We start from the raw sequence: 24,953 nt of genomic DNA on the forward strand, positions 1-24,953 counted from the left end.
CGGCTCCATGGGCTTGGCCCGCAACGGCATGCCCTGCAAAAGGGCGGGTACGGTTAAGCGGGCGCCGGAGCGTTTTGTTGTGTGCACCCGACTGACGATAGCCCAAGGGGGTAGGGGCGGGGCGGGTACTGTTCGGGGGTGTTGACGCAGGACCGCAGGGCGTATCAGTGGAGCGGACTGGCCGTGGAGCGCCGGGTGCGGGTAGCAGGCGTGACGGCGGGGCTGGGTAAGCGTGACCCGAGTATAGCTATCGGGTCACGGTCCACACCAGTATCTTGCTGGCACAATTGTCCTCTGTTTCAAGGATTTCCAGGCGATAGCGGCCTATCTTCAGGCAAACAGCGCTTTCCGGGATGCTTTCCAGCGCTTCGGTAACCAGCCCGTTGAGGGTTTTCGGCCCGCCGTCGCAGGGCAGGTGCCAGCTCAGGGTGCGGTTGATTTCGCGTAACGAAGCGGTGCCATCGATGACGAAGGTGCCATCGGGCTGCGGGTGCACATGCGGGTTATCCAGGCTTTGCTCGTCCTCGAACTCGCCGACGATCTCTTCGAGGATGTCTTCCAGGGTGACGATGCCAAGAACTTCGCCGTACTCGTCCACCACCACGCCCAAGCGGCGTTGCTGCTTGTGGAAGTTCAACAGCTGCATTTGCAGGGGCGTGCTTTCCGGTACGAAATAGGGTTCGTAGCAGGCGCTGTGCAGCGCTTCCAGGGTCAGCTCGGCCTTGGGCAGCAGGTGGCTGATCAGTTTGGTGTTGAGGATCGCTTCGACCTGGTTGATGTCGTTGTGGTAGACCGGCAGGCGGGTGTGGCGGCTGACGATCAGCTGCTCGATGATGCGTTCGATCGGCTCGTCGAGGTTGATGCCATCCACTTCGTTGCGCGGCACCAGGATGTCGTTGACGGTGATCTTGTCCAGCGACTGCAGGCCGTCGAGCAGACCCTGACGAGGCGCTTCGTGCTGTTCATCTTCATCGAAGTCGTCGGCCTCCTGCGTGTGCAGGGCCACAGCTGTGGGCTGTGCCCGGAACGGGCGCAGAATCAGCTTGGCGGCGCCGTCCAGCAGACAGGCCAGTGGCTGCAGCAGTGCGAGAGGCACTTTCAGCAGGTTGGCACCAAGGCTCACGAACGCCTGCGGGTTACGCCGGGCCAGGCGCCGCGGCAGGTACTCGGCAAACACCAGCAAGGTGAGGGTCGCGGCCAGGCCTGCCAGCCAGAAGCCGTGCTCGCCGCTCTGGCGCTGGCCCATCAGGCAGGCCAGCCCCAGCACCAGCAGCTTACCCAGGCTGGCGCACAGCACCAAGGCCTGGGCTGGCAGCACGGGATGGCCGTCTTCGCCGGCGCGCAGTGTGCCATTGAGTTGAAGGCGGGCAGCTTCCACTGCAGTGAACAGTGCTGACCACAAAAGGGCCAGTGCCAGAGTGCCGAATAGCGGTGCGTACGGCAGGGTGTCCATGGGCGGCCGTCAGATATGCAAGATGAATTCGCGAACCAGCTTGCTGCCGAAATAGGCCAGCATCAGCAGGCAGAAACCGCTCAGCGTCCAGCGGATGGCCATGTGGCCCCGCCAACCCAGGCGGGTGCGGCCCCACAGCAGCACGCTGAACACCACCCAGGCGACACAGGCCAGCAAGGTCTTGTGCGCCAGGTGCTGGGCGAACAGGTTGTCGAGGAACAGCCAGCCGGAGATCAGCGACAGCGACAGCAGGCACCAGCCGGCCCAGAGGAAGCCGAACAGCAGGCTTTCCATGGTTTGCAGTGGCGGGAAGTTGCGGATCAGCCCGGACGGGTGCTTGTTCTTCAGCTGGCGGTCCTGCAGCAGCAACAGCAGCGACTGGAACACCGCGATGGTGAACAGCCCGTAGGCCAGGATCGACAACAGGATGTGCGCAAGGATGCCGGGTTCTTCGTTGATCAGCGGTACCGTGCCGGGGGGGGCGAACTGTGCCAGCAGCGCGGTCACCGCACCCAGCGGGAACAGCAGCACCAGCAGGTTTTCCACGGGTATGCGCAGGCAGGCCAGCAGGGTCAGGGAGATGACGGCCACGGCGATCAGGCTGGCGGCGCTGAAGAAGTCCAGGCTCAGGCCCAGCGGGGTGATCAGCTGGAAGAACAGTGCACCGGCCTGGGCCAGGACCGCGATGGCACCCAGCAGGCCAAGCAGGCGCTTTTCGGCCTTGCGGCCCTGGGACAGGTATGAGCCCTGGTAGATGGCCGCCGCTATATATAGGCCGGCTGCGATCAGGTTGGGGATGAGGCTGGGTGAGGAGAACATAAGTCCTGGTTGGCGAGCCTTTAAAGAGACGGAGTTTGGCATAGATTCTGCCGCTCTAGGAAGACTGAAGGGTTGTGTCAGGGCATTCGCGGGCACGCCCGCTCCCACAGGTATGGCGCAGGCCTGCAAGCAGTGAGGATCCTGTGGGAACGGGCGCGCCCGCGAAGAGGCCAGCACAGCCACCGAATATCTACCAAGGTGTGCGTCGCCGCTGCACTTCGCTATAATCGCCGCCTTGCTGTGCCCGGCGGGTGTGTATTTCCCCCCTGGCACCTGACAAACCTCGGCTTTACTGGGCCTGAAAGGATCACCATGTTCGAAAACCTGACCGACCGCCTGTCACAGACGCTGCGCCATGTCACCGGCAAGGCCAAGCTGACCGAAGACAACATCAAGGACACGCTGCGCGAAGTGCGCATGGCGCTGCTCGAGGCCGACGTTGCCCTGCCGGTAGTCAAGGATTTCGTCAACAGCGTCAAGGATCGTGCGGTCGGTACCGAGGTGTCGCGCAGCCTGACCCCGGGCCAGGCCTTCGTGAAGATCGTCCAGGCCGAGCTGGAAAGCCTGATGGGCGCGGCCAACGAAGACCTCGCACTGAACGCCGCCCCGCCTGCTGTCGTACTGATGGCGGGCCTGCAGGGCGCCGGTAAGACCACCACCGCCGGCAAGCTGGCGCGCTTTCTTAAAGAGCGCAAGAAAAAGAGCGTGATGGTGGTGTCTGCCGACGTCTATCGTCCGGCGGCGATCAAGCAGTTGGAAACACTGGCCAACGATATCGGCGTCACCTTCTTCCCGTCCGATATCAGCCAGAAGCCGGTGGCCATCGCCGAAGCCGCCATCCGTGAAGCCAAGCTGAAGTTCATCGACGTCGTCATCGTCGACACCGCCGGCCGTCTGCACATCGACGCCGACATGATGGACGAGATCAAGGCGCTGCACGCTGCTGTCAAACCGATCGAGACGCTGTTCGTGGTCGACGCCATGACCGGCCAGGACGCTGCCAACACCGCCAAGGCCTTTGGCGAGGCGCTGCCGCTGACCGGTGTGGTGCTTACCAAGGTTGACGGTGACGCCCGTGGCGGTGCTGCGCTGTCGGTACGTGCAATCACCGGCAAACCGATCAAGTTCATCGGTATGGGTGAGAAGACCGAGGCCCTCGAGCCGTTCCACCCCGACCGCGTCGCTTCGCGCATCCTCGGCATGGGCGACGTGCTCAGCCTGATCGAGCAGGCCGAGCAGACCATCGACAAGGCCAAGGCCGACAAGCTGGCCAAGAAGCTGAAGAAGGGCAAGGGCTTCGACCTCGAAGACTTCCGTGACCAGCTGCAGCAAATGAAGAACATGGGCGGTCTCGGCGGCCTGATGGACAAGCTGCCAAGCATCGGCGGGGTCAACCTGTCACAAATGGGCAACGCCCAGGGCGCGGCCGAAAAGCAGTTCAAGCAGATGGAAGCGATCATCAATTCCATGACCCCGGCCGAGCGCCGTGACCCTGACCTGATCAGCGGTTCGCGCAAGCGCCGTATTGCGTTGGGTTCCGGTACCCAGGTGCAGGACATCGGCCGGCTGATCAAGCAGCACAAGCAGATGCAGAAGATGATGAAGAAGTTCTCTGCCAAAGGCGGCATGGCCAAGATGATGCGCGGCCTCGGTGGGATGCTGCCAGGTGGCGGCATGCCAAAGCTGTAACCCCTGATCCGGGTGCCTGCCTTTTGTCGGGCAGGCGCCCAGAACCCCCGCTGTAGCGGGGCAACAGCCGCGAATTTCGCGGCGCAACCGGCAAATCTGGACGGCAGGGCGAGGCCTTGCCGAAAAAGTCATTTGCAAATGTCCGTGTATTCCCCGAGAATATGCGGCCTTTTGGGCACCCGTGTGCCTATTTGGCATTCAGATTTGCAGTACCAGCTGCTGTATCAACTGCAGCACCGACTATAGGAACGATGTTCACATGGTAACCATTCGTCTGGCCCGTGGCGGCTCGAAAAAGCGCCCATTCTACCACCTGACCGTGACCAACTCGCGTAACGCCCGTGACGGCCGTTTCGTTGAGCGCGTAGGTTTCTTCAACCCAATCGCCGCTGGCGCCGAAGTTAAGCTGTCGGTCAACCAAGAGCGCGTCACCTACTGGCTGAGCCAGGGTGCACAGCCGTCTGAGCGTGTTGCTCAGCTGCTGAAGGAAGCTGCCAAGGCCGCTGCCTGAATAGTATGAACGCGACGCCAGAAAAGGCTGACGACCTCATCGTCGTTGGCAAGATTTTTTCGGTTCACGGCGTTCGCGGCGAGGTGAAGGTGTATTCCTTTACCGATCCGATTGAAAACCTGTTGGATTATCCACGCTGGACGCTTCGGCACGAAGGCAAGGTAAAGCAGGTCGAGCTGGTCAGCGGTCGTGGCTCCCAAAAGGGCCTGGTCGTGAAGCTGAAAGGTCTCGACGATCGCGATGAAGCCCGTCTTCTGAGCGGTTACGAAATCTGCATCCCGCGGAGCCTTTTGCCCAACCTGGCTGCCGACGAGTACTACTGGTACCAGTTGGTAGGTCTGAAGGTCATCAACCAGGACGAACAACTGTTCGGCAAGGTCGATCACCTGTTGGAGACCGGTGCGAACGATGTAATGGTGGTCAAGCCCTGCGCAGGCAGCCTGGATGATCGCGAGCGTCTGTTGCCCTATACGGAGCAATGTGTGCTGGCAATCGACCTCGAAGCAGGCGTGATGCGGGTCGAATGGGACGCGGACTTCTAAACGATGGGTAACCTTCGCGTAGACGTCATCACGTTGTTCCCCGAGATGTTCTCGGCCATCACGGAGTACGGCATTACCAGCCGCGCGGTGAAACAAGGGTTGCTTCAGGTGACTTGCTGGAACCCGCGGGACTACACCACAGATCGTCACCACACGGTAGATGATCGACCGTTTGGCGGTGGTCCGGGCATGGTGATGAAAATCAAGCCTCTGGAAGACGCCCTGGTTAGCGCCAGGCAGGCTACCGGAGCAGCGGCGAAGGTGATCTACCTTTCGCCACAAGGCCGCAAGCTGACTCAGCAGGCGGTCAAAGGCCTGGCCGAACAGGAATCGTTGATCCTGATCGCCGGTCGTTATGAAGGCATCGACGAGCGCTTTATCGAGGCTCATGTCGATGAGGAGTGGTCGATTGGCGACTATGTGCTTTCCGGTGGCGAGCTGCCGGCCATGGTACTGATCGATGCGGTTACGCGACTGCTGCCCGGAGCTTTAGGGCATGTGGACTCGGCGGAAGAAGATTCCTTCACCGACGGTCTGCTCGATTGCCCGCACTACACCCGGCCTGAGGTGTATGCGGATCAGCGTGTTCCCGACGTGTTGCTAAGTGGCAACCATGCACATATCCGGCGTTGGAGGATGAAGCAGTCCCTTGGTAGGACCTTCGAACGACGCGCCGATCTTCTGGAAAGTCGCTCGCTTTCTGGAGAAGAGAAGAAGCTGCTCGAGGAATATCTCCGCGAGCGGGACGATAGTTAAACGTATCGATGGTGGATCGCGTATCCATCTTAGGAGCACAGCATGACCAACAAGATCATCCAGCAGCTCGAAGCCGAGCAGATGAGCAAGGAAATCCCGACCTTCGCACCAGGCGACACCGTTGTCGTTCAGGTTAAAGTGAAGGAAGGTGAGCGTTCCCGTCTGCAGGCGTTCGAAGGCGTCGTTATCGCCAAGCGTAACCGCGGTCTGAACAGCGCCTTCACCGTGCGCAAGATCTCCAGCGGCGTTGGCGTAGAGCGTACCTTCCAGACCTACAGCCCGCAAATCGACAGCCTGGCCGTGAAACGTCGTGGTGACGTGCGTAAAGCCAAGCTGTACTACCTGCGCGACCTGTCCGGCAAAGCCGCTCGCATCAAGGAAAAACTGTCCTGAGTGCAGTTTGCCCGGTGGCCGAGGCCGCCTAGCGAGAAAAAAGCAGCCTTCGGGCTGCTTTTTTGCGTTTTGAAACCCCGAAAATGTGATTGCCATGACGACCCGAGACCAGGAAATCCAACGCCGCACCGAACTGTCGGTGACCCGCGTGACCAAGGCGGTGTTCCCCAATACCACCAACCACCACAACACCCTGTTCGGCGGCACCGCCCTGGCCTGGATGGACGAAGTGTCGTTCATCGCTGCCACGCGTTTCTGCCGCCTGCCGTTGGTGACCGTGTCTACCGACCGCATCGATTTCAAGCACCCGATTCCGGCGGGCTCGATCGTCGAGCTGGTGGGGACGGTGATCAAGGTTGGCAACACCAGCTTGCAGGTGCAGGTGGATGTGTTTGTCGAGAACATGTATCTGGATGGCCGTGACCGGGCGATCCATGGGGTGTTCAGCTTCGTCGCCATCGACGAGGACAAGCGCCCGGTGCCCGTGCTGCCAGGCGCCTGAGTATCACGGCTCCGGTGCTGGCTCGATCAATGCCACCAGGGTCCAGCCCGGCTGCGGCTGCAACGGGTTATCAGGGCTGGCTACATGGACCCAGCCCTGGCCGTCGCGGGCGAACAGCAAGTGTGCCCGCTCGCCATGCAGCGCCTGGTAGGCATCCCAGCCAAAGCCTTCGGTCAGGTTGGTGCTATACAGCTCGGCGCCCTGATGCATGCGGTTGGCCAGTTGCAGATAGGTCATCGGTTTGGCCCCCAATAGATGCCCGCGGTGCTCTTCGGCCGCCCGGTGCTTGTCGCTACGTTGTTTCTCAAGGCCACTGACTAGCACGAACAGTCGACTGTGGCCGAAATCATGACGGAACCTGGCGCAGGCCAGGGCATTGATTTCGCCGGCGGGAGAGAGGCCCAGCAAGTGCCCGAGGCCGACCAGGTCAAGATGGGCGTCGGCATGCTGCGAGGCCGGGTTGCCAAAGTAGGTCGTGAGCCCGTCCATGCGTGCGGCGCGGATGTTTTCCCAGCTGGAGTCCGTCAGCAAAACCCGGCAGCCCAATTGTTGAAGGGCTTTGGCAATGGCCCGGGCCGGTTCGTTGGCACCGACGATGAGAAACCCGCTGGGTGCCGGTTCGGCGACCTTGAGCAAGCGTGCCAGCGGCCTGGCCGTGGCGCTTTGCAGTACCACCGTGCCGATGATAACCGCGAAGGTCAACGGTACCAGCAGCAAGGCATCCTGGTGACCGGCCTGGTGCAGGCGGATGGCAAAAATGGCTGAAACGGCCGCAGCAACGATGCCGCGTGGCGCAATCCAGGCCAGCAGCGCGCGCTCCCGCCAGTTGAGTGTCGAGCCCAGTGTGGCCAGCCAAACGTTGAGCGGACGTGCCAGCAGCTGGATCACCAGCAACAATGCCAGCACAGCAGGGCCAAGGCCCAGCAGGGCATGCAGATCAAGGCGTGCAGCCAGCAGGATGAACAGGCCGGATATCAGCAGCACACTGAGGTTTTCCTTGAAGTGCAGGATTTGCCGCACATCAACCCCGCGCATGTTGGCCAGCCACATACCCATCACGGTCACCGCCAGCAGCCCGGACTCGTGCACGATCTGGTTGGCGGCGATGAAAATGCCCAGTACCGCCGCCAGAGACGCGAGATTGTGCAGATACTCTGGTAGCCACTGTTCGCGCATGATTTGCCCCAGTACCCAGCCCCCTGCCGCGCCCAGGGCGGTACCGCAGAAGATCACACCGGCAAAAGTGATAAGGCTCTGGCTCAGGCCGTTACCCTCGGCGCTGGCGATGATGAAGCTGTAGACCACAACGGCGAGCAGCGCGCCGATCGGGTCGATCATGATCCCTTCCCAGCGCAGGATGTTCGCGATCGTTGCCTTTGGGCGCACCACGCGCAGCATGGGCACGATCACCGTGGGGCCGGTCACCAGCGTCAGGGTGCCGAAAAGAATCGCCAGCGGCCAGTCGAACCCGAGCAGCCAGTGGGTTGCCAGTGCAATCACCAGCCAGGTGACCAGTGCGCCCACCGTGACCAGGCGATGCACCACGCTGCCGATCTCGCGCCACTGCGACAGGTGCAGGGTCAGGCTGCCTTCGAACAGGATCAGCGCCACCGACAGCGACACCAGCGGCATCAGCAACGGGCCGAACAGCGCCTCGGGATCGAGCCATCCCAGCGCTGGGCCGGCAAGGATCCCGGCCAACAACAGAAACAGAATCGCCGGCAACTTCAGGCGCCAGGCCAGCCACTGGCAGGCGAGCGCCGCTGCGCCGATGCCGCCCACACTCAGAAGGATCTGCTGTTCGCTCATGCGGGCTCCCTATCCCGACGTTGTTATGAAAGACTAAGCGCCATTTCGTCGTTTGCCACCGAGATTTCATGCCCGCCCTCGACCACCCCCTGATCGACCAGTTCCTTGACGCCCTATGGCTGGAAAAAGGGCTGTCCGACAACACCCGCGTGTCCTACCGCAGCGACCTGGCGCTGTTCAATGGCTGGTTGCAGGAGCATTCGGTATCGCTGCCGGACGCCGGCCGCGACTTGATCCTCGATCACTTGGCCTGGCGCCTGGATCAGGGCTACAAGCCACGTTCCACGGCGCGTTTCCTCTCCGGCCTGCGCGGCTTCTTCCGTTACCTGCTGCGGGAAAAGCTGGTGGCCATCGACCCGACCCTGCAGGTCGACATGCCGCAATTGGGCAAGCCGCTACCCAAGTCGCTGTCCGAAGCCGACGTCGAAGCCCTGTTGCAGGCTCCGGACCTGGGCGAAGCCATTGGCCAGCGCGATCGTGCCATGCTCGAAGTGCTCTACGCGTGCGGCCTTCGGGTTACCGAACTGGTCAGCCTGACCCTCGACCAGGTCAACCTGCGCCAGGGTGTGCTGCGGGTGATGGGCAAGGGCAGCAAGGAGCGTCTGGTGCCCATGGGGGAAGAGGCGGTGGTGTGGTTGGAGCGCTACCAGCGCGATGGCCGCGCCGAACTGCTCAATGGCCGTCCCAGCGACGTGCTGTTCCCCAGTCAGCGCGGCGAGCAGATGACGCGCCAGACCTTCTGGCACCGTATCAAACACCACGCACGGGTTGCCGGCATCGACAAGCCGCTGTCGCCGCACACCCTGCGGCATGCCTTCGCCACCCACCTGCTAAACCACGGTGCCGACTTGCGGGTGGTGCAGATGCTGCTGGGCCACAGTGACCTGTCGACCACGCAGATCTATACCCACGTCGCCAAGGCCCGCCTGCAGCAGTTGCACGCCCAGCACCACCCGCGTGGATGAATGTTTTTCATGTTCCGCCGACCGGTCCTTGCGACCCCCTTCACTGGCAGTGTGATGTGGTAGGCTTGGGCGGTTTGCACCAAGGGCCGCACGGTCACCGCGTATTTTCCGCAGGTGGCGCCCTCCGGCCCCTGTCCGCCTTCAGGAGTTCCCATGCGCGTGACCCAGTTTTTCGCCGCCGCCGCGTTGGCGCTGGCCAGTACCTTTGCCGTTGCTGCGGCAACCGATAGCAACGCCGGTGCCGAGCAGGCCATCCGTAAATCGTTGCAGAACCTCGAGTTGGAAGTGCCCGTGGAAAGCGTGGCCAGCAGCCCGCTTAACGGCCTGTATGAAGTCAAGCTGCAGGGCGGCCGCGTGCTGTACGCCAGCGCTGACGGCCAGTTCGTGATGCAGGGCTACCTGTTCCAGATCCAGGACGGCAAGCCGGTCAACCTCACCGAAAAAACCGAACGCCAAGGCATCGCCAAGCTCATCAACGGCATTCCAGCCGCCGAGATGGTGGTTTATCCTGCCAAAGGCGAGACCAAGTCGCACATCACCGTGTTCACCGACACTACCTGCCCGTACTGCCACAAACTGCACGCCGAAGTGCCTGAGTTGAACCGTCGCGGTATCGAAGTGCGCTATGTCGCCTTCCCGCGCCAGGGCCTCGGTTCGGCGGGAGACCAGCAGTTGCAGGCGGTGTGGTGCTCCAGCGACCGCCGTGGGGCGATGGACAAAATGGTCGAAGGTGAAGAAATCAAGGCCGCCAAGTGCACCAACCCGGTCAGCAAGCAGTTCCAGCTGGGTCAGTCGATCGGTGTCAACGGCACGCCGGCCATTGTTCTTGAAAGCGGCCAGGTCATTCCGGGCTACCAGCCGGCACCGCAGGTCGCCAAGCTGGCACTTGCCAAGTAATCCAGTTCAGTACGCCGTCGTCATGGGGTGACGGCAAGTTTCACGGTCGGCAAACGTGTCGGCCGTTCAATGGGGAGTTCACAGTGAAACCGGTCAAAGTAGGCATCTGTGGGTTGGGGACCGTCGGTGGCGGAACCTTCAATGTACTTCAGCGCAACGCCGAGGAGATTGCCCGCCGTGCCGGGCGCGGTATTGAAGTGGCACAGATCGCCATGCGCTCGCAGAACCCGAACTGCCAGATTACCGGTACCCCCATTACCGCTGACGTGTTCGAAGTTGCAAGCAACCCGGAGATCGACATTGTCATCGAGCTGATCGGTGGCTATACCATCGCCCGCGACCTGGTGCTGAAGGCCATCGAAAACGGCAAGCACGTGGTCACCGCCAACAAGGCGCTGATTGCCGTGCACGGCAACGAAATCTTCGCCAAGGCCCGCGAGAAGGGCGTGATTGTCGCGTTCGAGGCGGCCGTAGCCGGTGGCATCCCGGTGATCAAGGCCATCCGCGAAGGCCTGTCGGCCAACCGCATCAACTGGCTGGCTGGCATCATCAACGGCACTGGCAACTTCATCCTCACCGAAATGCGTGAGAAGGGCCGTGCCTTCCCGGACGTGCTGGCCGAAGCTCAGGCGCTGGGCTATGCCGAAGCCGACCCGACCTTTGACGTAGAAGGCATCGACGCTGCGCACAAGCTGACGATCCTGGCGTCCATCGCGTTCGGTATCCCGCTGCAGTTCGACAAGGCCTACACCGAAGGTATCACCCAGCTGACAACGGCAGACGTGAACTACGCCGAGGCTTTGGGTTACCGCATCAAGCACTTGGGCGTGGCGCGTCGCACCGCCGAAGGTATCGAGCTGCGCGTGCACCCGACGCTGATCCCGGCCGACCGTCTGATCGCCAACGTCAACGGCGTGATGAACGCTGTCATGGTCAACGGTGATGCTGCCGGCTCCACCCTGTACTACGGTGCCGGCGCGGGTATGGAGCCTACCGCTTCGTCAGTGGTCGGCGACCTGGTCGACGTGGTCCGTGCCATGACCTCCGACCCGGAAAACCGTGTGCCGCACCTGGCCTTCCAGCCAGACTCGCTGTCGGCCCACCCGATCCTGCCGATCGAAGCCTGCGAAAGCGCCTACTACCTGCGCATCCAGGCCAAGGATCACCCGGGCGTACTGGCCCAGGTCGCCAGCATCCTCTCGGAGCGCGGTATCAACATCGAGTCGATCATGCAGAAGGAAGCCGAGGAACAGGATGGCCTGGTGCCAATGATCCTGGTGACCCATGGCGTGGTCGAGCAGCGTATCAATGACGCCATCGTCGCCCTGGAAGCCCTGCAGGACGTGGTCGGCAAGGTTGTGCGCATTCGCGTCGAGCAGCTCAACTAACAAATATTGCCGATGGGCCGCCCGCGCGGCCCCGGCCCCAGCATCGAAGGTTTGCACCCATGCGCTATATCAGTACCCGCGGCCAGGCACCGGCCCTGAATTTCGAAGACGTGCTGCTGGCTGGCCTGGCCAGCGACGGCGGCCTCTATGTGCCGGAAAACCTGCCACGCTTTACCCAGGAAGAAATCGCCTCGTGGGCCGGCTTGCCCTACCACGAGCTGGCCTTCCGCGTGATGCGTCCGTTCGTCGAAGGCAGCATCGCCGACGCCGACTTCAAGAAGATCCTCGAAGAAACCTACGGCGAGTTCGCCCACGCTGCGGTCGCCCCGTTGCGTCAGCTGAACAGCAACGAGTGGGTGCTGGAGCTGTTCCACGGCCCGACCCTGGCGTTCAAGGACTTTGCCCTGCAGTTGCTCGGTCGCCTGCTTGACCATGTGCTGGCCAAGCGCAACGAGCGCGTGGTCATCATCGGTGCCACCAGCGGTGATACCGGTTCCGCCGCGATCGAAGGCTGCCGCCGTTGCGACAACGTCGACATCTTCATCCTGCACCCGCACCAGCGTGTATCGGAAGTGCAGCGCCGTCAGATGACTACCATCTTTGGCGACAACATCCACAACATCGCCATCGAAGGCAACTTCGACGACTGCCAGGAAATGGTCAAGGCCAGTTTCGCCGACCAGTCGTTCCTCAAGGGCACCCGCCTGGTCGCTGTCAACTCGATCAACTGGGCGCGGATCATGGCCCAGATCGTCTACTACTTCCATGCAGCCCTGCAGCTGGGTGGCCCGGCGCGCTCGGTGGCGTTCTCGGTACCGACCGGCAACTTCGGCGACATTTTCGCCGGCTACCTGGCGCGCAACATGGGCCTGCCGGTCAGCCAATTGATCGTCGCCACCAACCGCAACGACATCCTGCACCGCTTCATGAGCGGCAACCAGTACGTCAAGGAAACCCTGCACGCGACCCTGTCGCCGTCGATGGACATCATGGTCTCGTCCAACTTCGAGCGCCTGCTGTTCGACCTGCATGGCCGCAACGGTGGTGCCATTGCCGAGCTGATGGCCAACTTCAAGCAAGGTGGCGGCTTCAGCGTCGAGCAAGACCGCTGGACCGAAGCCCGCAAACTGTTCGACTCGCTGGCTGTCAGCGACGAGCAAACCTGCGAGACCATCGCGCAAGTGTTCGCCGCCACCGGTGAAGTGCTCGACCCGCATACCGCAATCGGCGTCAAGGCTGCCCGCGAGTGCCGCCGCAGCCTGGACACGCCAATGGTGGTGCTGGGTACTGCGCACCCGGTCAAGTTCCCGGACGCGGTGGAGAAGGCCGGTGTGGGCAAGGCGCTGGAACTACCCGCGCACCTCAGCGACCTGTTCAGCCGTGAAGAGCGTTGCACGGTCCTGGCCAACGACCTGAAGGCTGTACAGGGCTTTGTCAGCCAGCACGGCAACCGCGGCAAGCCGCTGTAATTGCATGGCGTTTGGGGCTGCAGCGCAGCCCCAACGTCTCAGCCTTTTCCCTCCGGTCTATCAGAAACATCCTATTCGGCCTGCCGGGCGCCAAGCATAAATTAGCCGGTCCTCCCATCAGGAGCGGCTCATGCACCAGCCCTATGTGTTGATTCACCAGGCTCGCCCATCCCACCAGATCCTCTTGCACCAGGCCCTCAATGGCCAAGGCGTCTTCAACGTGCGCATCAGCGAAAGCGTCGCTGACCTCGACGCCTGCCTCTGCGCTGAGCGTCGCCCTGACTTGCTGATCCTTGACCACGCCATGCCAGCCCGGGCCGGCCTTGCTTTGCTCGCCCAGCAGCGGCGAGTGCGCGCATTGCTGTTCGTCGGCCAGCCTGCCCCAAAGCGTCAAAACCTTGCCCAGGAGGCCAGAAAATGTGGCATGTGGGTGCTCGACGAGTTGCCCTGGCCGCTGTCGATGCCACGCCTGCAGCATGCCTTGCAAACACTGCAGGTGCGCCCGGGGTCGCGTATTCAAACTGTCATGCCAGCCCCGCATGCTCACTGAAGCGGGCGCGGTTTTACGAACTTTCCGCGGCGCCTGCTGGTCAGTTACTTTAGGTCCCACCACGCAGCGAGTGATCCGGATGGAAAGAATCTGCAGCCTGCTCAACGAAGCCCTGACGCCCTATCAGACCCACCTCGGCACCGCCGATCCCGGTGGTAATCGCCAACTGACCGTTCACGACCCTTTCTCAGGTATTACCTTGCGGCGCACGGTCAGCGAGCGCCAATTGCAGGAGCAACGCCTGCTGATCGACCTCGTGGACGGCTTGCACCGAGACCTGCAGATAGCTGAGGGGCGGTTGCAGCCGTGTGTCATTGCAGCATTGCAGAATCGCCAGCAACCGCAGGGAACCTTTGCCTGAGCGGCTTATCAGACAGTGTAAGGGCAGTCAGCCAGTGCTTTGCTCCGGCGCTGGCAAGGCTGTCACGGGAAGTCCTCAAGGGCTTTCGCTTGGCCCCGGGCGTCTTCCCCAGCGTCCGGGGTTTCTTTTTCCGGGCAGGCACGTAACCCCGTCCGCTTTTGCAACGACCGTGCATACCGCTTGGGCTTATTTGTCCTTAAAGAAACGCCGGCTGTCCTCCAGATAGTCCTCCCGCAATGCCAGGTCCAGCCAGCGGGCATACAACCCTGGCAACACATCCCGGCGCAGGGTAGGCAGCAACTGGTCGATGTGGGCAACTACCGCACGCCCCAGTTCGCTGTTTGAGCACCCCACATGCAGAAACTGGTAGCGATTCACGCCCTGCACAGTATGAAACTGGTAGTCAGCCAATGACCCGCCTTGTTGTTGGATCAGGTAGCGCACCTCAGGCCAGTAGCCGAGCACCAGGCGCAGGCGCCCCAGTTGCTGCATCTGCAACAGGTTGGCGGTGGCCTCGTTGCCGTAGTGGCGGCTGAGCGCGCTGTCGGGCAACTGGCGCAGGATGCTGTCAATCTGCGTGCCGTAGCTGCGCTCGGCGACAATCCCCAGTTTCAGCGGGGCCTTGCTCAGCAGGCCCAGCAGGTCCACCTGTTGGCCGTCGAGGTAAGGTGCCACCAGCGCCTGGTTTTCATTGCGCAACACCAGGCCGCCGCTGAGCACGCCCAGCGCTGGAATGGAAAAATGCACATATTTGGCCCGTTCAGGGGTCCACAGCAGGGTTGGGTCGCAGGTGAAGGTGTCACGGTCTTGCAGCATCTGCAGGCCGCGGGCGCGGTTGACCCGCACGATGCTGTGTTCGTACTCGGGCATCTGCTTGATCAGCAGCGGTATCAACTGGTCGATGACCCCATGGCCTTCTTCCGGGCCATCAAAAATGGTGAACGGTGGCAGGTCGCGTACCAGCCAGAAGAGGTGCTCCTTGGCACTTGCTGGCTGCAACAGCAACGCAGGCAACAGCCCACAGAGCAGGACCAGGTGGCGTAGGCAACGCGGCGCGCACATGGAACCGGTCAGCGCCAGGATCAGACCGTGCCCGCTGCGCGCAGGCTGGCGATGGCCGCTGCGTCGTAGCCCAGGCTGCCGAGCAGCGCCTCGGTATGCTCGCCCAAGGCCGGGCCGACCCATTCGCTTGAGCCGGGAGTCTCCGACAGCTTGGGCACGATGCCGGGCATGTGGAATGGCTTGCCATCCGGCAGCTTGGCCTGCAGGAACATCTCGCGTGCCAGGTACTGGGGGTCGTTGAACATGTCTTCGGCCGAATAGATACGGCTGGCCGGCACTTCGGCAGTGGTCAGCACCTGCATCAGCCGCTCCAGTGGGAGGCTGTTGGCCCAGCGGTCGATTACCCCATACAGCTCGTCACGACGCAGGTCGCGGCCGTCGTTGCTGGCCAGGGTCGGGTCGTCGGCGAGGTCATCGCGACCGATGGCCTGCATGAAGCGCTTGAAGATCGCATCACCGTTGGCGCCGATCTGCACATGCTTGCCGTCGGCGCTTGTGTGGATGGAGGAAGGCGTGATGCCCGGCATGATGTTGCCGGTGCGTTCGCGGATGAAACCGAACACATCGAATTCCGGGACCATGCTCTCCATCATGGCAAAGATCGCCTCGTACAGGGCCACGTCCACCACCTGGCCCTGGCCGCCATTGACTTCCCGGTGGCGCAGCGCCATCAGCGCGCCGATCACCCCCCACAGGGCGGCAATCGAGTCCCCGATGGAAATCCCGGTGCGCACCGGCGGGCGGTCATCGAAACCGGTGATGTAGCGCAGGCCGCCCATTGACTCGCCTACGGCACCGAAGCCTGGCTGGTCTTTCATCGGCCCGGTCTGGCCAAAGCCCGACAGGCGCACCATCACCAGGCGCGGGTTCAGCGCATGCAGCACATCCCACCCCAAACCAAGTTTTTCCAGCACGCCCGGGCGAAAGTTTTCGATCAGGATGTCGGCCTCGGCCAGCAGGCGCTTGAGGATATCGCGGCCCTCGGGGTGCTTGAGGTTGAGGGTGAGCGACTGCTTGTTGCGGGCCTGCACGAACCACCACAGCGAGGTGCCCTCGTACAGCTTGCGCCACTTGCGCAACGGGTCGCCGCCATCGGGCGATTCGACCTTGACCACTTCGGCGCCGAATTCGGCACAGATACGCGAGGCGAACGGCCCGGCGATCAGGGTACCGAGTTCGACAACTTTAAGGCCGGCGAGGGGTTTGCTGGGCGTCGACATGGGGTGTCCGTGGCAGTTGGGCAGAGCCGTGGTTTTATCACACGTCGGTTTCGCCGGGTACTGCTGCGGGGCATGGAAGGTGCGGATGGGTTAGACTGTGCCACTTTCTTTTGCACGAAGCCCGTCGACCATGGCCCAGCCGTCCACCACCTACAAGTTCGAATTGAATCTCACCGACCTTGATCGCAACGTCTACGAAAGCGTCAAACAGACTATCGCTCGGCACCCTTCGGAAACCGAAGAGCGCATGGCTGTTCGTTTGTTGGCGTACGCGCTCTGGTACAACGAGAACTTGTCGTTTGGCCGCGGCCTGTCGGATGTCGATGAGCCGGCGCTGTGGGAAAAGAGCCTGGACGATCGCGTGCTGCACTGGATTGAAGTTGGCCAGCCCGATGCCGATCGCCTGACCTGGTGCTCGCGCCGTACCGAACGCACCAGCTTGCTGGCTTACGGCAGCCTGCGAGTGTGGGAGGGTAAAGTGGTGAGCGCGGTCAAGAACCTGAAAAACCTCAGCATTGCCGCTGTGCCGCAAGAGGTGCTGGAAACCCTGGCAACCGACATGCCGCGTAGCATCAAGTGGGACGTGATGATCAGTGAAGGTACGGTATTCGTGACTGACGACCGTGGCCAGCATGAAGTCCAACTGCAGTGGCTGCTCGGTGAGCGTGGTTGAAGCAACCCATGCGTATCGAACCTCGCCCGCTGCCGCCGACCCTGCCATTTCTGGGTAACCTGCCACCCTTGCTGACCCGCCTTTACGCCGCGCGCGGCGTGCAGAGCGAGGCCGAGCTGGACAAAAGCCTGGCACGCCTGCTGCCGTACCAGCAGCTCAAGGGCATAGAGGCCGGTGTGGACCTGCTGGTCGAAGCCATCGACCAGCGTCAGCGCATCCTCATCGTCGGCGACTTCGATGCCGACGGTGCCACTGCCAGCACCGTCGGGGTGCTGGGCCTGCGCCTGCTGGGCGCGGCCCATGTCGATTACCTGGTGCCAAACCGCTTCGAGTACGGCTACGGCCTGACCCCGGAAATCGTCGAGGTGGCGCTGCAGCGCCAGCCGCAGTTGCTGATTACCGTGGACAACGGCATTTCCAGTGTCGACGGGGTGGCGGCCGCCAAGGCCGCCGGGCTCAAGGTGCTGGTCACCGACCACCACTTGCCGGGCGAGCAGTTGCCCGACGCCGATGCCATCATCAACCCCAACCAGCCGGGTTGTGCGTTCCCGAGCAAGTCACTGGCCGGGGTAGGGGTGATCTTCTATGTGCTGATGGCCCTGCGCGCTCGCTTGCGCAGCCTTGGGCGCTACGAGACGCAGCCACAGCCGAACATTGGCGAACTGCTTGATCTGGTGGCCCTGGGCAGTGTCGCTGACGTGGTGCCGCTGGATGCCAACAACCGCATCCTGGTGCACCAAGGCCTTGAGCGCATTCGCGCCGGCCGAGCCCGGCCGGGGCTGAAGGCCATTCTCGAAGTGGCCCGCCGCGACCATCGGCGTATTACCTCGACCGACCTCGGTTTCATCCTCGGCCCGCGCTTGAACGCCGCGGGCCGCCTGGACGACATGAGCCTGGGCATCGAATGCCTGCTGTGCGAAGACGCGGCATTGGCCCAGGACATGGCACAGCAACTGGACGACCTGAACCAGGACCGCAAGTCCATCGAGCAGGGCATGCAGCGCGAGGCCTTGGCCCAGCTCAAGGACCTGCCGGTCGAGTCCATGCCCTACGGCTTGTGCCTGTTCGATGCCGATTGGCACCAAGGGGTGATTGGTATTCTGGCTTCGCGTCTGAAGGAACGTTACCACCGGCCGACCATTGCGTTCGCTGATGCTGGCGACGGCATGCTCAAAGGTTCGGCGCGCTCGGTGCCGGGGTTCCATATTCGCGATGCGCTGGATGCCGTGGCCGCGCGCCACCCGCACCTGATCAGCAAGTTCGGCGGCCACGCCATGGCTGCCGGTTTGTCGTTGCCAGAAGGCAACTTCCCGGCATTCGCCGAGGCCTTCGACGAAGAAGTGCGGCGTCAACTGCGCGAAGAAGACCTGACCGGCCGGCTGTTGTCCGACGGCAGCCTGGCGGTAGAGGAGTTCCATCTCGACCTGGCCAAGGCCCTGCGCCATGCCGGCCCATGGGGCCAGCACTTCCCAGAGCCGCTGTTCCATGGCGTGTTCCAGCTGGTGGAGCAGCGTGTGGTTGGCGAGCGGCACCTTAAGGTGGTGCTCAAGAGCGAGTGTGGCTCGGTACGGCTGGATGGCATTGCCTTCGGCGTCGACCGCGAAGTGTGGCCGAACCCGACCGTGCGTTGGGTCGAGTTGGCTTACAAACTGGATGTGAACGAGTTTCGCGGCAATGAAAGTGTGCAGTTGATGATTGCCCACATGGAGCCGCGCTGACTGCAAATAGGGGGCTGCTTTGCAGACTATCGCCGGCAAGCCAGCTCCCACCTCGACCGCATGGACTTCAAGTCATGCCCGCTCCCACATATACAACTGTTAGTGGCGGATCTCGGATTGCCTTTTGCGCTTCCGGATCTGCCAGTGCATGACGCCTGCTGCGACGAACGAAGCCAGGCTCAGCAGTGAGAAGAACACAATCCCCTCGACTGCTTCCCGGTTGTAAGTCTCTATTACATACTTCTTGATTGCTTGATCGTACAGAATCTCATCGCTGGTCGATAATTGTCTGACGATTGAGCCGGCTAAAGCATCTTCGACATCTGCAAACAGGGGCGTTGCCTTGCTAAGGTTGGCGGCGTCGAAGCGGGCTTTTTCTGCATAAACCCATGTTTTGATCAGATGGCCGCTTGGTTCGGTGTAAGCAATGCCAAAACTGTAGATCGACTTGTCATGCTCCCAAAGTTCGGGTTGTGATGTAAGAGTGGCTGGAACGCGTACCCAGGGAGCTGTTACTGGTTGTGTGCTGCTGTTCCAGTTCGTTAGGTAGATCGGAATAAAACATAAGAAAATGAAGCCGATAAGTAACATGGATGTCATTCGCTTATGGGGTTCCAAAGCCTGCATGATTTCGATCCAGGCACGCCAAGTTAACATCAGCAAATCCCTCCTAGGGATGAAGCCTTCTAACGATATTTGTCTTGCTGTGGGGCAGAGCAACAAGCGTACTTGTCCTGGCCGCCACCTATGACGGTGGTGATTGATGGACGAGGACCTGCGGGCGGTTGTCCATTAATGCTGTCAATTCCCACGGTGATCGTAGCGCCGTCACTAGTAGATGGCGGCGGCTGAATGGGTGGGTTCACACCGCCATAAATAACTGGTTGCCCCCAGTTGTTCACTTGAAATAGCTCTAATTTTCTTGTGCCTAGCTGGATCTCCAACGTGTCGGGGTGCCATGTGACTACCTGGATTAATCCGCCGAAGTGATTATTTATAGTCTCTGGATTGGTAATTGCTAAGTTTGGGGCTAATATAGGCTTTGGTGCTTCGCTGGATATGTCGTGTGTTTTTAAGCTGTTCATAATTGGCGCTATGGCCGTTGCGATATTTTTAGCTAACTCTGAATTATATGTGCCTAGTAAGCTGGCGCCCAGCGCGACAGCAGTGAATACACCAGCGGTATAAGGGGCCGCCGCCAGGAGTGCAAACCCCGCCACCACACCAGCTACGTTGCCTACTAAACTGATGTAATCACCTTCTTTTGGCTCTTTTCCTTCCTTGGATTCAGCAACGATTTTCAAAAATGTCACCGTACCCGCGAGAGTATTGGTAACGATATTCAAAAACGGCACTGCTCCCGCAGTCATTTGCGTAACGGACAGCACGGAGGCAATGGCACTGGCGGTCTGCGCAGTCTGCACAACTAGCGAAAAACCTTGACTGTCAGTGGTGAACTGGTCATGCACCGCAGCAGCCGCGCCTGCTTGGAATCCAGGGTTTCCAACTCTGTCAACCATGGCCACAAATATTTCGACCCGTTTAGTCATATTTTGAAATCCTTGTTTATTGTCTTGAACGCAATAGTGAGGCGCAGACGGTCGCAGTCTATGGTTGGTGAGTTAGCTCGGTGTGGAATTTCACCGTCGAAGATTGCGATACGCCTTGGTTTGGGTAGTGCCGCAGCGATAACGTCAGTCTTGGCGTCATTGCAGAATAAAAGCTCACCTCCCCATGTCGTTGCCCAGTAGTCGTTACAGAAAAGGACTGCGGTATGCCCTGGCTCGCTTGGCAGGTTGTCTCGGTGAATTGGGCTGTCCTGCCCAGCGGTCTGGCCGTTTGCATACACGCCGATCAGTCTGGAGTTTTTCATGTGTCCAGCACATAGACGCTTCCAGATGTTGATGAGGAATCCCCAGCGCTCGTTTGCGACCAGTTCTTGCTCACAACACTCCAGTGATTCACGCTTGCTCCCTGCAATGAAAAAATGCCAGCAGGGGCGAGCGAAGGGCGTAGAATTTACTGGCCAGTCATATCGCCATAGGGGGTGTGAGAACGCGTTGTTAAGTTTGGCTTGTTCATCAAGTGTAATGGCATTGTCTAGAATGCTAATGTCACTTGGAGCGAATTGTCTTTGCATTGGCTATGTCTCAAGTTTTGTACAATGCCTTAAAGGCTGTTAGCCAGATAGTGGTGGTTGGCGCTAGGAGACATTAGTCGCTTGGTGTAGTGGGTTCGATAAGATATGGGGGTTACTGATTGAGAAGATTTTCCGAAGCTGATGTGGCTCTTGAGGCAATTGGCTGTGGGAAATCTTCCGTTGCCCCGGTGTGTCGGGGCAAGAAGGTGTACATGGGGGAGGTGACCCATTCATGTATGGAGTAATTACTGCCCTTAGCCGAGTAACAGTGGCGCCAACCTCAACGCGACATACCTAGGGGTTGTATGAAATGCCTTGAGACGAAAGTCAGGCAAGGCGAAAACAGCCGAAGAAGCGCAGTTTATGGGCCGTAAATGAGCATTCCGAGGCTGTTTTCAACGCAGCATTACCGAGTATCAAGGCATTTCATACAGAGCCTAACTCGGCATCATCCATCAACGCCTTGGCCATCGCACTGAGGTAGTGGGCAGTCCGGATCATCATGGGTTGCACATCCATCAGGACGAGGATGGTCAGCTCGCGCACATAACCCATCAATTCGGATGCCTGATCACGGGTGTCCCGGCAGCCCCACCCAAAATCCCATGGAACCTCCCCCCCACCCATTCTGGTCTAGTCTGAAGTTATGACCGGACCTGGGCCAGGGACGTGTAATTGAGTGTCCAGGCCGGATCACCATTGGAGTCCTTGGGAGGTGCCCTCATGAGCCTGCTGCTCGAGCCTTACACCCTGCGTCAGCTGACCTTGCCCAACCGCATCGCCGTGTCACCAATGTGCCAGTATTCAGCCGTCGATGGCTTGGCCAACGACTGGCATCTCGTCCATTTAGGCAGCCGCGCCGTCGGTGGCGCCGGCCTGGTAATCACTGAAGCCGTGGCGGTGACCGCCGATGGCCGTATCACTGCCGAAGACCTGGGCCTGTGGGACGACGCGCAGATCGCGCCGTTGCAACGCATCACCCGCTTCATCAGTGCCCAGGGGGCCGTGCCTGGCATCCAGCTGGCCCACGCCGGGCGCAAAGCCAGTACCTACCGCCCGTGGCTTGGCAAACAAGGCAGTGTCAAACTGGAGGAGGGCGGCTGGCAGCCGGTGGGGCCGTCGAAGATCGCCTTCGATCCGCAGCACACGCCTCCACGCGAGCTGAGCCAGGACGAGATCCAGGATGTAATCGCCGCTTTCGTCGCCTCGACCGAACGCGCCTTGAAGGCTGGATTCAAGGTGGTGGAAATCCATGCTGCCCATGGCTACCTGCTGCACCAGTTCCTGTCACCGCTGAGCAACCAGCGCCGTGACGAATATGGCGGTAGCTTCGAAAACCGTATCCGCCTGACCTTGGAGGTGGTCGACGCCGTGCGCAAGGCCTGGCCTGCCGAATTGCCGCTGTTCGTGCGGGTATCGGCTACCGATTGGGTAGAGGACGGCTGGAACCCGGATGAAACCGTCGAACTGGCACGCCGCCTGCGGAGTTTGGGCGTGGATCTGATCGATGTTTCTTCTGGTGGCACCTCGGTCAACGCCGAGATCCCCACCGGCCCCGGCTACCAGACCCGCTTTGCCGAGCGCGTGCGCAAGGAATCGGAGATCGCCACCGGCACCGTGGGCATGATCACCGAACCGGCCCAGGCCGAGCACATCCTGCGCACCGGCCAGGCCGATATCATCTTCCTCGCCCGCGAACTGTTGCGCGACCCGTACTGGCCACTGCATGCCGACGACGACCTGGGCGGCAACAAGGCCACCTGGCCTGCGCAATACCAGCGTGCGACCAGCCGCGCCAACCCGATTCACGAGTCGGATTTGCGCGACTGACCCATGCCTTGCGCGGCCCTTGCAGGAGTGGCCGTGTTTCGCGAAAGGGCCGCAAAGCGGCCCAGGGTTCAGCTATAGGCAGCCTTGCTGAGAATATCGCTTACCCATTGGTTGATGCTTTTTTCGGCCAGCTCCGCCTTGGCCGCCACACTGGCGTGAAGGGTAGGCTCAAGGCGTAGGCTGAGCTTGCCGGAATACGTTTTCTGCGGTTCCCGCCCAAGGCGTTCGCAAGTCTCAAGATAATCGTCAACGGCTTCTTCAAATGCCTGGCGCAACTCACTGATCGATTCGCCATGAAAACCTATCACGTCGCGAATACCGGCGACATGGCCGATCAACAACTGGTCTTCGTCGCTGTATTCGATACGAGCGGCGTATCCGCGGTAAGTCATTACATTCATGGTAATACTCCTGCCTGCTCAATGAACTGGCGGGCGTCTCTTAGTTGATAGGGCTTGGCGTGCCTGTCCGGATGAGGGCGGTGGAAGGTTGCCACTGCTCCATTGAGTTCAAAGCGAACCCGTGATCCTCTTCCTTCTATGACCCTGGCACCCAGCGATACCAGCAGAGACTCCACCCGCGCCCACTCCAGTGTTCTGGGAACCGGCCTTTTAAGTAATGCTTCAAGTGTGGCTTGCTGATGATTATTCATGGTATCAGATTATGATACCAGTCAAGAGAGCTCAATGAACGTGCAGTAGGAGGGAGTAGATCACGGTTGAAGGAAAATTCTGAGACGTTGGCCGAGGGGCATTCAAGCCCCTCGGTCAACGCGAGCACTTAGTGCTTGATCATCACATGCCGCACACAGGTGTAGTCCTCCAGCCCATACATCGACATGTCCTTGCCATACCCCGAATGCTTCTGCCCGCCATGGGGCATTTCGCTGACCAGCATGAAGTGGGTGTTCACCCAGGTGCAGCCGTACTGCAAGCGCGCCGCCAGGCGGTGGGCGCGGCCGGTGTCGCGGGTCCATACCGATGAGGCCAGGCCGTAGTTGGAGTCGTTGGCCCATTCCAGTGCCTGCGCTTCATCGGTGAAGCGGGTGACCGAAACCACCGGGCCAAAAACTTCGTTGCGCACGATCTCGTCGTCCTGCAGGGCGTCGGCCAGCACGGTAGGCTCGAAGAAAAAGCCATCGCCCGCTATTGGCTTGCCACCGGTTACCAGACGAATGTGCGGCTGGGCGATGGCCCGCTGCACCAACCCGGCGACCTTGTCGCGGTGCTGGGCGCTGATCAGTGGCCCCAGCTCGGTTTCTTCGGATTCCTGCAGGCCCGGCTTGAGGCTGGCTACGGCTTTACCCAGGCGTTCGACGAAGCGCTCGTAGATCCCGTCCTGCACATACAGGCGGCAGGCTGCGGTGCAGTCCTGGCCAGCGTTGTAGAAGCCGAAGGTGCGGATGCCGTCGATGGCGGCATCGATGTCAGCGTCATCGAACACCAGCACCGGCGCCTTGCCGCCCAGCTCCATGTGCATGCGTTTCACGCTGTCGGCGGTGGCGCTGATGATGTGCGCGCCGGTGGGGATCGAGCCGGTCAGCGACACCATGCGCACCTTGGGGTGGGTTATCAACGGGTTGCCGACCGTCTGGCCGCGGCCGAAGAGAATGTTCAGCACCCCGGGTGGTAGCAGGTCCTGGGCCAGTTCGCCCAGGCGCAGGGCCGTCAGCGGCGTCAGCTCGGACGGCTTTATCACCACGGTGTTGCCGGCAGCCAGGGCCGGTGCGATCTTCCAGGCCAGCATCATCAGCGGGTAGTTCCACGGCGCGATGGAAGCCACCACGCCCAACGGGTCGCGGCGGATCATCGAGGTGTGGCCCGGCAGGTACTCGCCAGCCGCCGAGCCGCCCAGGCAGCGCGCAGCACCGGCAAAGAAACGGAACACGTCGGCAATCGCCGGGATCTCGTCGTTCAGTGCAGCGCTCAGGGGCTTGCCGCAGTTCTGTGATTCCAGCCGGGCCAGTTCATCGCCATGGGCTTCGATGGCGTCGGCCAGCGCCAGCAAGGCCTGCGAACGTTCTTTAGGGCTGGTTTGCGACCAGCTGTCGAAGGCCTGGTCGGCAGCGCGCACGGCGCTGTCCACCTGGGCTTCGCTGGCTTCGTTGATCTGCGCCAGGGCAGTGCCCAGCGCCGGGTTGAGCACGGTCCAGGCCGGGCCTTGGCCAGCGACCAGCTGGCCATTGATCAGCATCTGCGTTTGCATC

27 protein-coding genes are annotated in these 24,953 nt (G+C 61.2%); 15 read left to right on the plus strand and 12 right to left on the minus strand.

The features are described 5' to 3' along the window. Positions 1-247: 247 nt before the first annotated feature. Together FQ668_RS06750 and FQ668_RS06755 are read right to left on the minus strand one after the other, a co-directional pair. Positions 248-1,453, minus strand: a complete 1,206-nt coding sequence (locus FQ668_RS06750) for a transporter associated domain-containing protein (protein ID WP_019436549.1) — start codon at positions 1,451-1,453, stop codon at positions 248-250. A gap of 9 nt (positions 1,454-1,462) precedes the next feature. Then, positions 1,463-2,272 (minus strand): inner membrane protein YpjD, encoded by an 810-nt coding sequence (locus FQ668_RS06755; protein WP_014592195.1) that lies wholly within the window; start codon positions 2,270-2,272, stop codon positions 1,463-1,465. Positions 2,273-2,584: 312 nt separating this feature from the next. Here FQ668_RS06755 and ffh point away from each other — a divergent pair, with 312 nt between their 5' ends. The 6 genes from ffh to FQ668_RS06785 all read left to right on the plus strand — a co-directional run bounded on the left by ffh (position 2,585) and on the right by FQ668_RS06785 (position 6,665). After that, positions 2,585-3,961 (plus strand): signal recognition particle protein, encoded by a 1,377-nt coding sequence (gene ffh / locus FQ668_RS06760; protein ID WP_003252139.1) that lies wholly within the window; start codon positions 2,585-2,587, stop codon positions 3,959-3,961. Between the two features lie 259 nt (positions 3,962-4,220). Beyond that, positions 4,221-4,472 carry a 30S ribosomal protein S16 gene (gene rpsP, locus FQ668_RS06765; protein WP_003252142.1) on the plus strand — a complete coding sequence of 84 codons (252 nt, stop codon included), beginning with the start codon at positions 4,221-4,223 and terminating at the stop codon, positions 4,470-4,472. A gap of 5 nt (positions 4,473-4,477) precedes the next feature. Beyond that, positions 4,478-5,014 carry a ribosome maturation factor RimM gene (gene rimM, locus FQ668_RS06770; protein ID WP_003252144.1) on the plus strand — a complete coding sequence of 179 codons (537 nt, stop codon included), beginning with the start codon at positions 4,478-4,480 and terminating at the stop codon, positions 5,012-5,014. Positions 5,015-5,017: 3 nt separating this feature from the next. Then, a complete protein-coding gene (gene trmD, locus FQ668_RS06775) occupies positions 5,018-5,770 on the plus strand; it encodes a tRNA (guanosine(37)-N1)-methyltransferase TrmD (RefSeq protein ID WP_003252146.1) in 753 nt (250 codons plus the stop codon). A 42-nt stretch (positions 5,771-5,812) separates the two neighbouring features. Further along, positions 5,813-6,163: a 50S ribosomal protein L19 gene (gene rplS, locus FQ668_RS06780; protein ID WP_003252148.1), complete on the plus strand. Its 351-nt coding sequence runs from the start codon at positions 5,813-5,815 to the stop codon at positions 6,161-6,163. A 94-nt stretch (positions 6,164-6,257) separates the two neighbouring features. Next, a complete protein-coding gene (locus FQ668_RS06785; RefSeq protein WP_014592194.1) occupies positions 6,258-6,665 on the plus strand; it encodes an acyl-CoA thioesterase in 408 nt (135 codons plus the stop codon). Between the two features lie 3 nt (positions 6,666-6,668). On the opposite strand, the gene FQ668_RS06790 is transcribed toward FQ668_RS06785, so the two are convergent. Continuing rightward, complete coding sequence (locus FQ668_RS06790) at positions 6,669-8,474, minus strand: sodium:proton antiporter (protein WP_014592193.1); 1,806 nt, start codon at positions 8,472-8,474, stop codon at positions 6,669-6,671. Positions 8,475-8,542: 68 nt separating this feature from the next. Here FQ668_RS06790 and xerD point away from each other — a divergent pair, with 68 nt between their 5' ends. The 6 genes from xerD to FQ668_RS06820 all read left to right on the plus strand — a co-directional run bounded on the left by xerD (position 8,543) and on the right by FQ668_RS06820 (position 14,104). Next, entirely contained in the window at positions 8,543-9,439 is an 897-nt protein-coding gene (gene xerD, locus FQ668_RS06795; RefSeq protein ID WP_003252154.1) for a site-specific tyrosine recombinase XerD, read from the plus strand. Positions 9,440-9,592: 153 nt separating this feature from the next. Beyond that, positions 9,593-10,336 carry a thioredoxin fold domain-containing protein gene (locus tag FQ668_RS06800; RefSeq protein ID WP_003252155.1) on the plus strand — a complete coding sequence of 248 codons (744 nt, stop codon included), beginning with the start codon at positions 9,593-9,595 and terminating at the stop codon, positions 10,334-10,336. 83 nt (positions 10,337-10,419) lie between these two features. Further along, complete coding sequence (locus FQ668_RS06805; RefSeq protein ID WP_003252157.1) at positions 10,420-11,724, plus strand: homoserine dehydrogenase; 1,305 nt, start codon at positions 10,420-10,422, stop codon at positions 11,722-11,724. Between the two features lie 59 nt (positions 11,725-11,783). Further along, positions 11,784-13,193 carry a threonine synthase gene (thrC, locus tag FQ668_RS06810; RefSeq protein ID WP_014592191.1) on the plus strand — a complete coding sequence of 470 codons (1,410 nt, stop codon included), beginning with the start codon at positions 11,784-11,786 and terminating at the stop codon, positions 13,191-13,193. A gap of 130 nt (positions 13,194-13,323) precedes the next feature. Continuing rightward, the gene (locus FQ668_RS06815; protein WP_014592190.1) at positions 13,324-13,743 is read left to right on the plus strand and encodes a response regulator; all 420 of its coding nucleotides are present in this window, start codon (positions 13,324-13,326) and stop codon (positions 13,741-13,743) included. A gap of 79 nt (positions 13,744-13,822) precedes the next feature. Further along, positions 13,823-14,104, plus strand: coding sequence for a DUF3509 domain-containing protein (locus tag FQ668_RS06820; protein ID WP_019436547.1), 282 nt, complete (start codon positions 13,823-13,825; stop codon positions 14,102-14,104). Positions 14,105-14,290: 186 nt separating this feature from the next. Here FQ668_RS06820 and FQ668_RS06825 read toward each other — a convergent pair whose 3' ends face one another. Beyond that, positions 14,291-15,166, minus strand: a complete 876-nt coding sequence (locus FQ668_RS06825) for a TIGR02285 family protein (protein WP_014592188.1) — start codon at positions 15,164-15,166, stop codon at positions 14,291-14,293. Positions 15,167-15,186: 20 nt separating this feature from the next. Further along, complete coding sequence (locus FQ668_RS06830) at positions 15,187-16,386, minus strand: CaiB/BaiF CoA-transferase family protein (protein WP_014592187.1); 1,200 nt, start codon at positions 16,384-16,386, stop codon at positions 15,187-15,189. Positions 16,387-16,516: 130 nt separating this feature from the next. Here FQ668_RS06830 and FQ668_RS06835 point away from each other — a divergent pair, with 130 nt between their 5' ends. Then, positions 16,517-17,059, plus strand: coding sequence for a YaeQ family protein (locus tag FQ668_RS06835; RefSeq protein ID WP_003252169.1), 543 nt, complete (start codon positions 16,517-16,519; stop codon positions 17,057-17,059). Positions 17,060-17,067: 8 nt separating this feature from the next. Continuing rightward, positions 17,068-18,777, plus strand: coding sequence for a single-stranded-DNA-specific exonuclease RecJ (gene recJ, locus FQ668_RS06840; RefSeq protein ID WP_014592186.1), 1,710 nt, complete (start codon positions 17,068-17,070; stop codon positions 18,775-18,777). A gap of 99 nt (positions 18,778-18,876) precedes the next feature. Here the strand turns inward: recJ and FQ668_RS06845 are convergent, their stop codons facing one another. The 4 genes from FQ668_RS06845 to FQ668_RS06860 all read right to left on the minus strand — a co-directional run bounded on the left by FQ668_RS06845 (position 18,877) and on the right by FQ668_RS06860 (position 21,544). Next, positions 18,877-19,434, minus strand: a complete 558-nt coding sequence (locus FQ668_RS06845; RefSeq protein WP_019436546.1) for a hypothetical protein — start codon at positions 19,432-19,434, stop codon at positions 18,877-18,879. A gap of 29 nt (positions 19,435-19,463) precedes the next feature. Beyond that, positions 19,464-20,327: a hypothetical protein gene (locus FQ668_RS06850; protein WP_019436545.1), complete on the minus strand. Its 864-nt coding sequence runs from the start codon at positions 20,325-20,327 to the stop codon at positions 19,464-19,466. Next, the gene (locus FQ668_RS28500; protein WP_019436544.1) at positions 20,324-20,917 is read right to left on the minus strand and encodes a 2OG-Fe(II) oxygenase; all 594 of its coding nucleotides are present in this window, start codon (positions 20,915-20,917) and stop codon (positions 20,324-20,326) included. Before FQ668_RS28500 ends, FQ668_RS06850 begins: the two co-directional genes overlap by 4 nt. Positions 20,918-21,343: 426 nt before the next feature. Beyond that, positions 21,344-21,544, minus strand: coding sequence for a DUF3077 domain-containing protein (locus tag FQ668_RS06860; RefSeq protein WP_019436543.1), 201 nt, complete (start codon positions 21,542-21,544; stop codon positions 21,344-21,346). 96 nt (positions 21,545-21,640) lie between these two features. Between FQ668_RS06860 and FQ668_RS06865 the strand changes: the two genes are divergently transcribed. Continuing rightward, entirely contained in the window at positions 21,641-22,747 is a 1,107-nt protein-coding gene (locus FQ668_RS06865; protein ID WP_019436542.1) for an NADH:flavin oxidoreductase/NADH oxidase, read from the plus strand. Between the two features lie 68 nt (positions 22,748-22,815). Here FQ668_RS06865 and FQ668_RS06870 read toward each other — a convergent pair whose 3' ends face one another. The 3 genes from FQ668_RS06870 to FQ668_RS06880 form a co-directional block, all read right to left on the minus strand. Beyond that, positions 22,816-23,148 carry a type II toxin-antitoxin system HicB family antitoxin gene (locus FQ668_RS06870; protein ID WP_003252175.1) on the minus strand — a complete coding sequence of 111 codons (333 nt, stop codon included), beginning with the start codon at positions 23,146-23,148 and terminating at the stop codon, positions 22,816-22,818. After that, on the minus strand, positions 23,145-23,399 hold the full coding sequence (locus tag FQ668_RS06875; RefSeq protein WP_076403670.1) for a type II toxin-antitoxin system HicA family toxin: 255 nt from the start codon (positions 23,397-23,399) through the stop codon (positions 23,145-23,147). The genes FQ668_RS06870 and FQ668_RS06875 overlap by 4 nt, the downstream gene beginning before the upstream one ends. A 128-nt stretch (positions 23,400-23,527) precedes the next feature. Further along, positions 23,528-24,952: a gamma-aminobutyraldehyde dehydrogenase gene (locus tag FQ668_RS06880; protein WP_014592182.1), complete on the minus strand. Its 1,425-nt coding sequence runs from the start codon at positions 24,950-24,952 to the stop codon at positions 23,528-23,530. Position 24,953: the final 1 nt, after the last annotated feature.

Origin of the sequence: Pseudomonas sp. Kh14 (genome assembly GCF_900291005.1) — a bacterium.
GTDB lineage: Bacteria > Pseudomonadota > Gammaproteobacteria > Pseudomonadales > Pseudomonadaceae > Aquipseudomonas > Aquipseudomonas alloputida.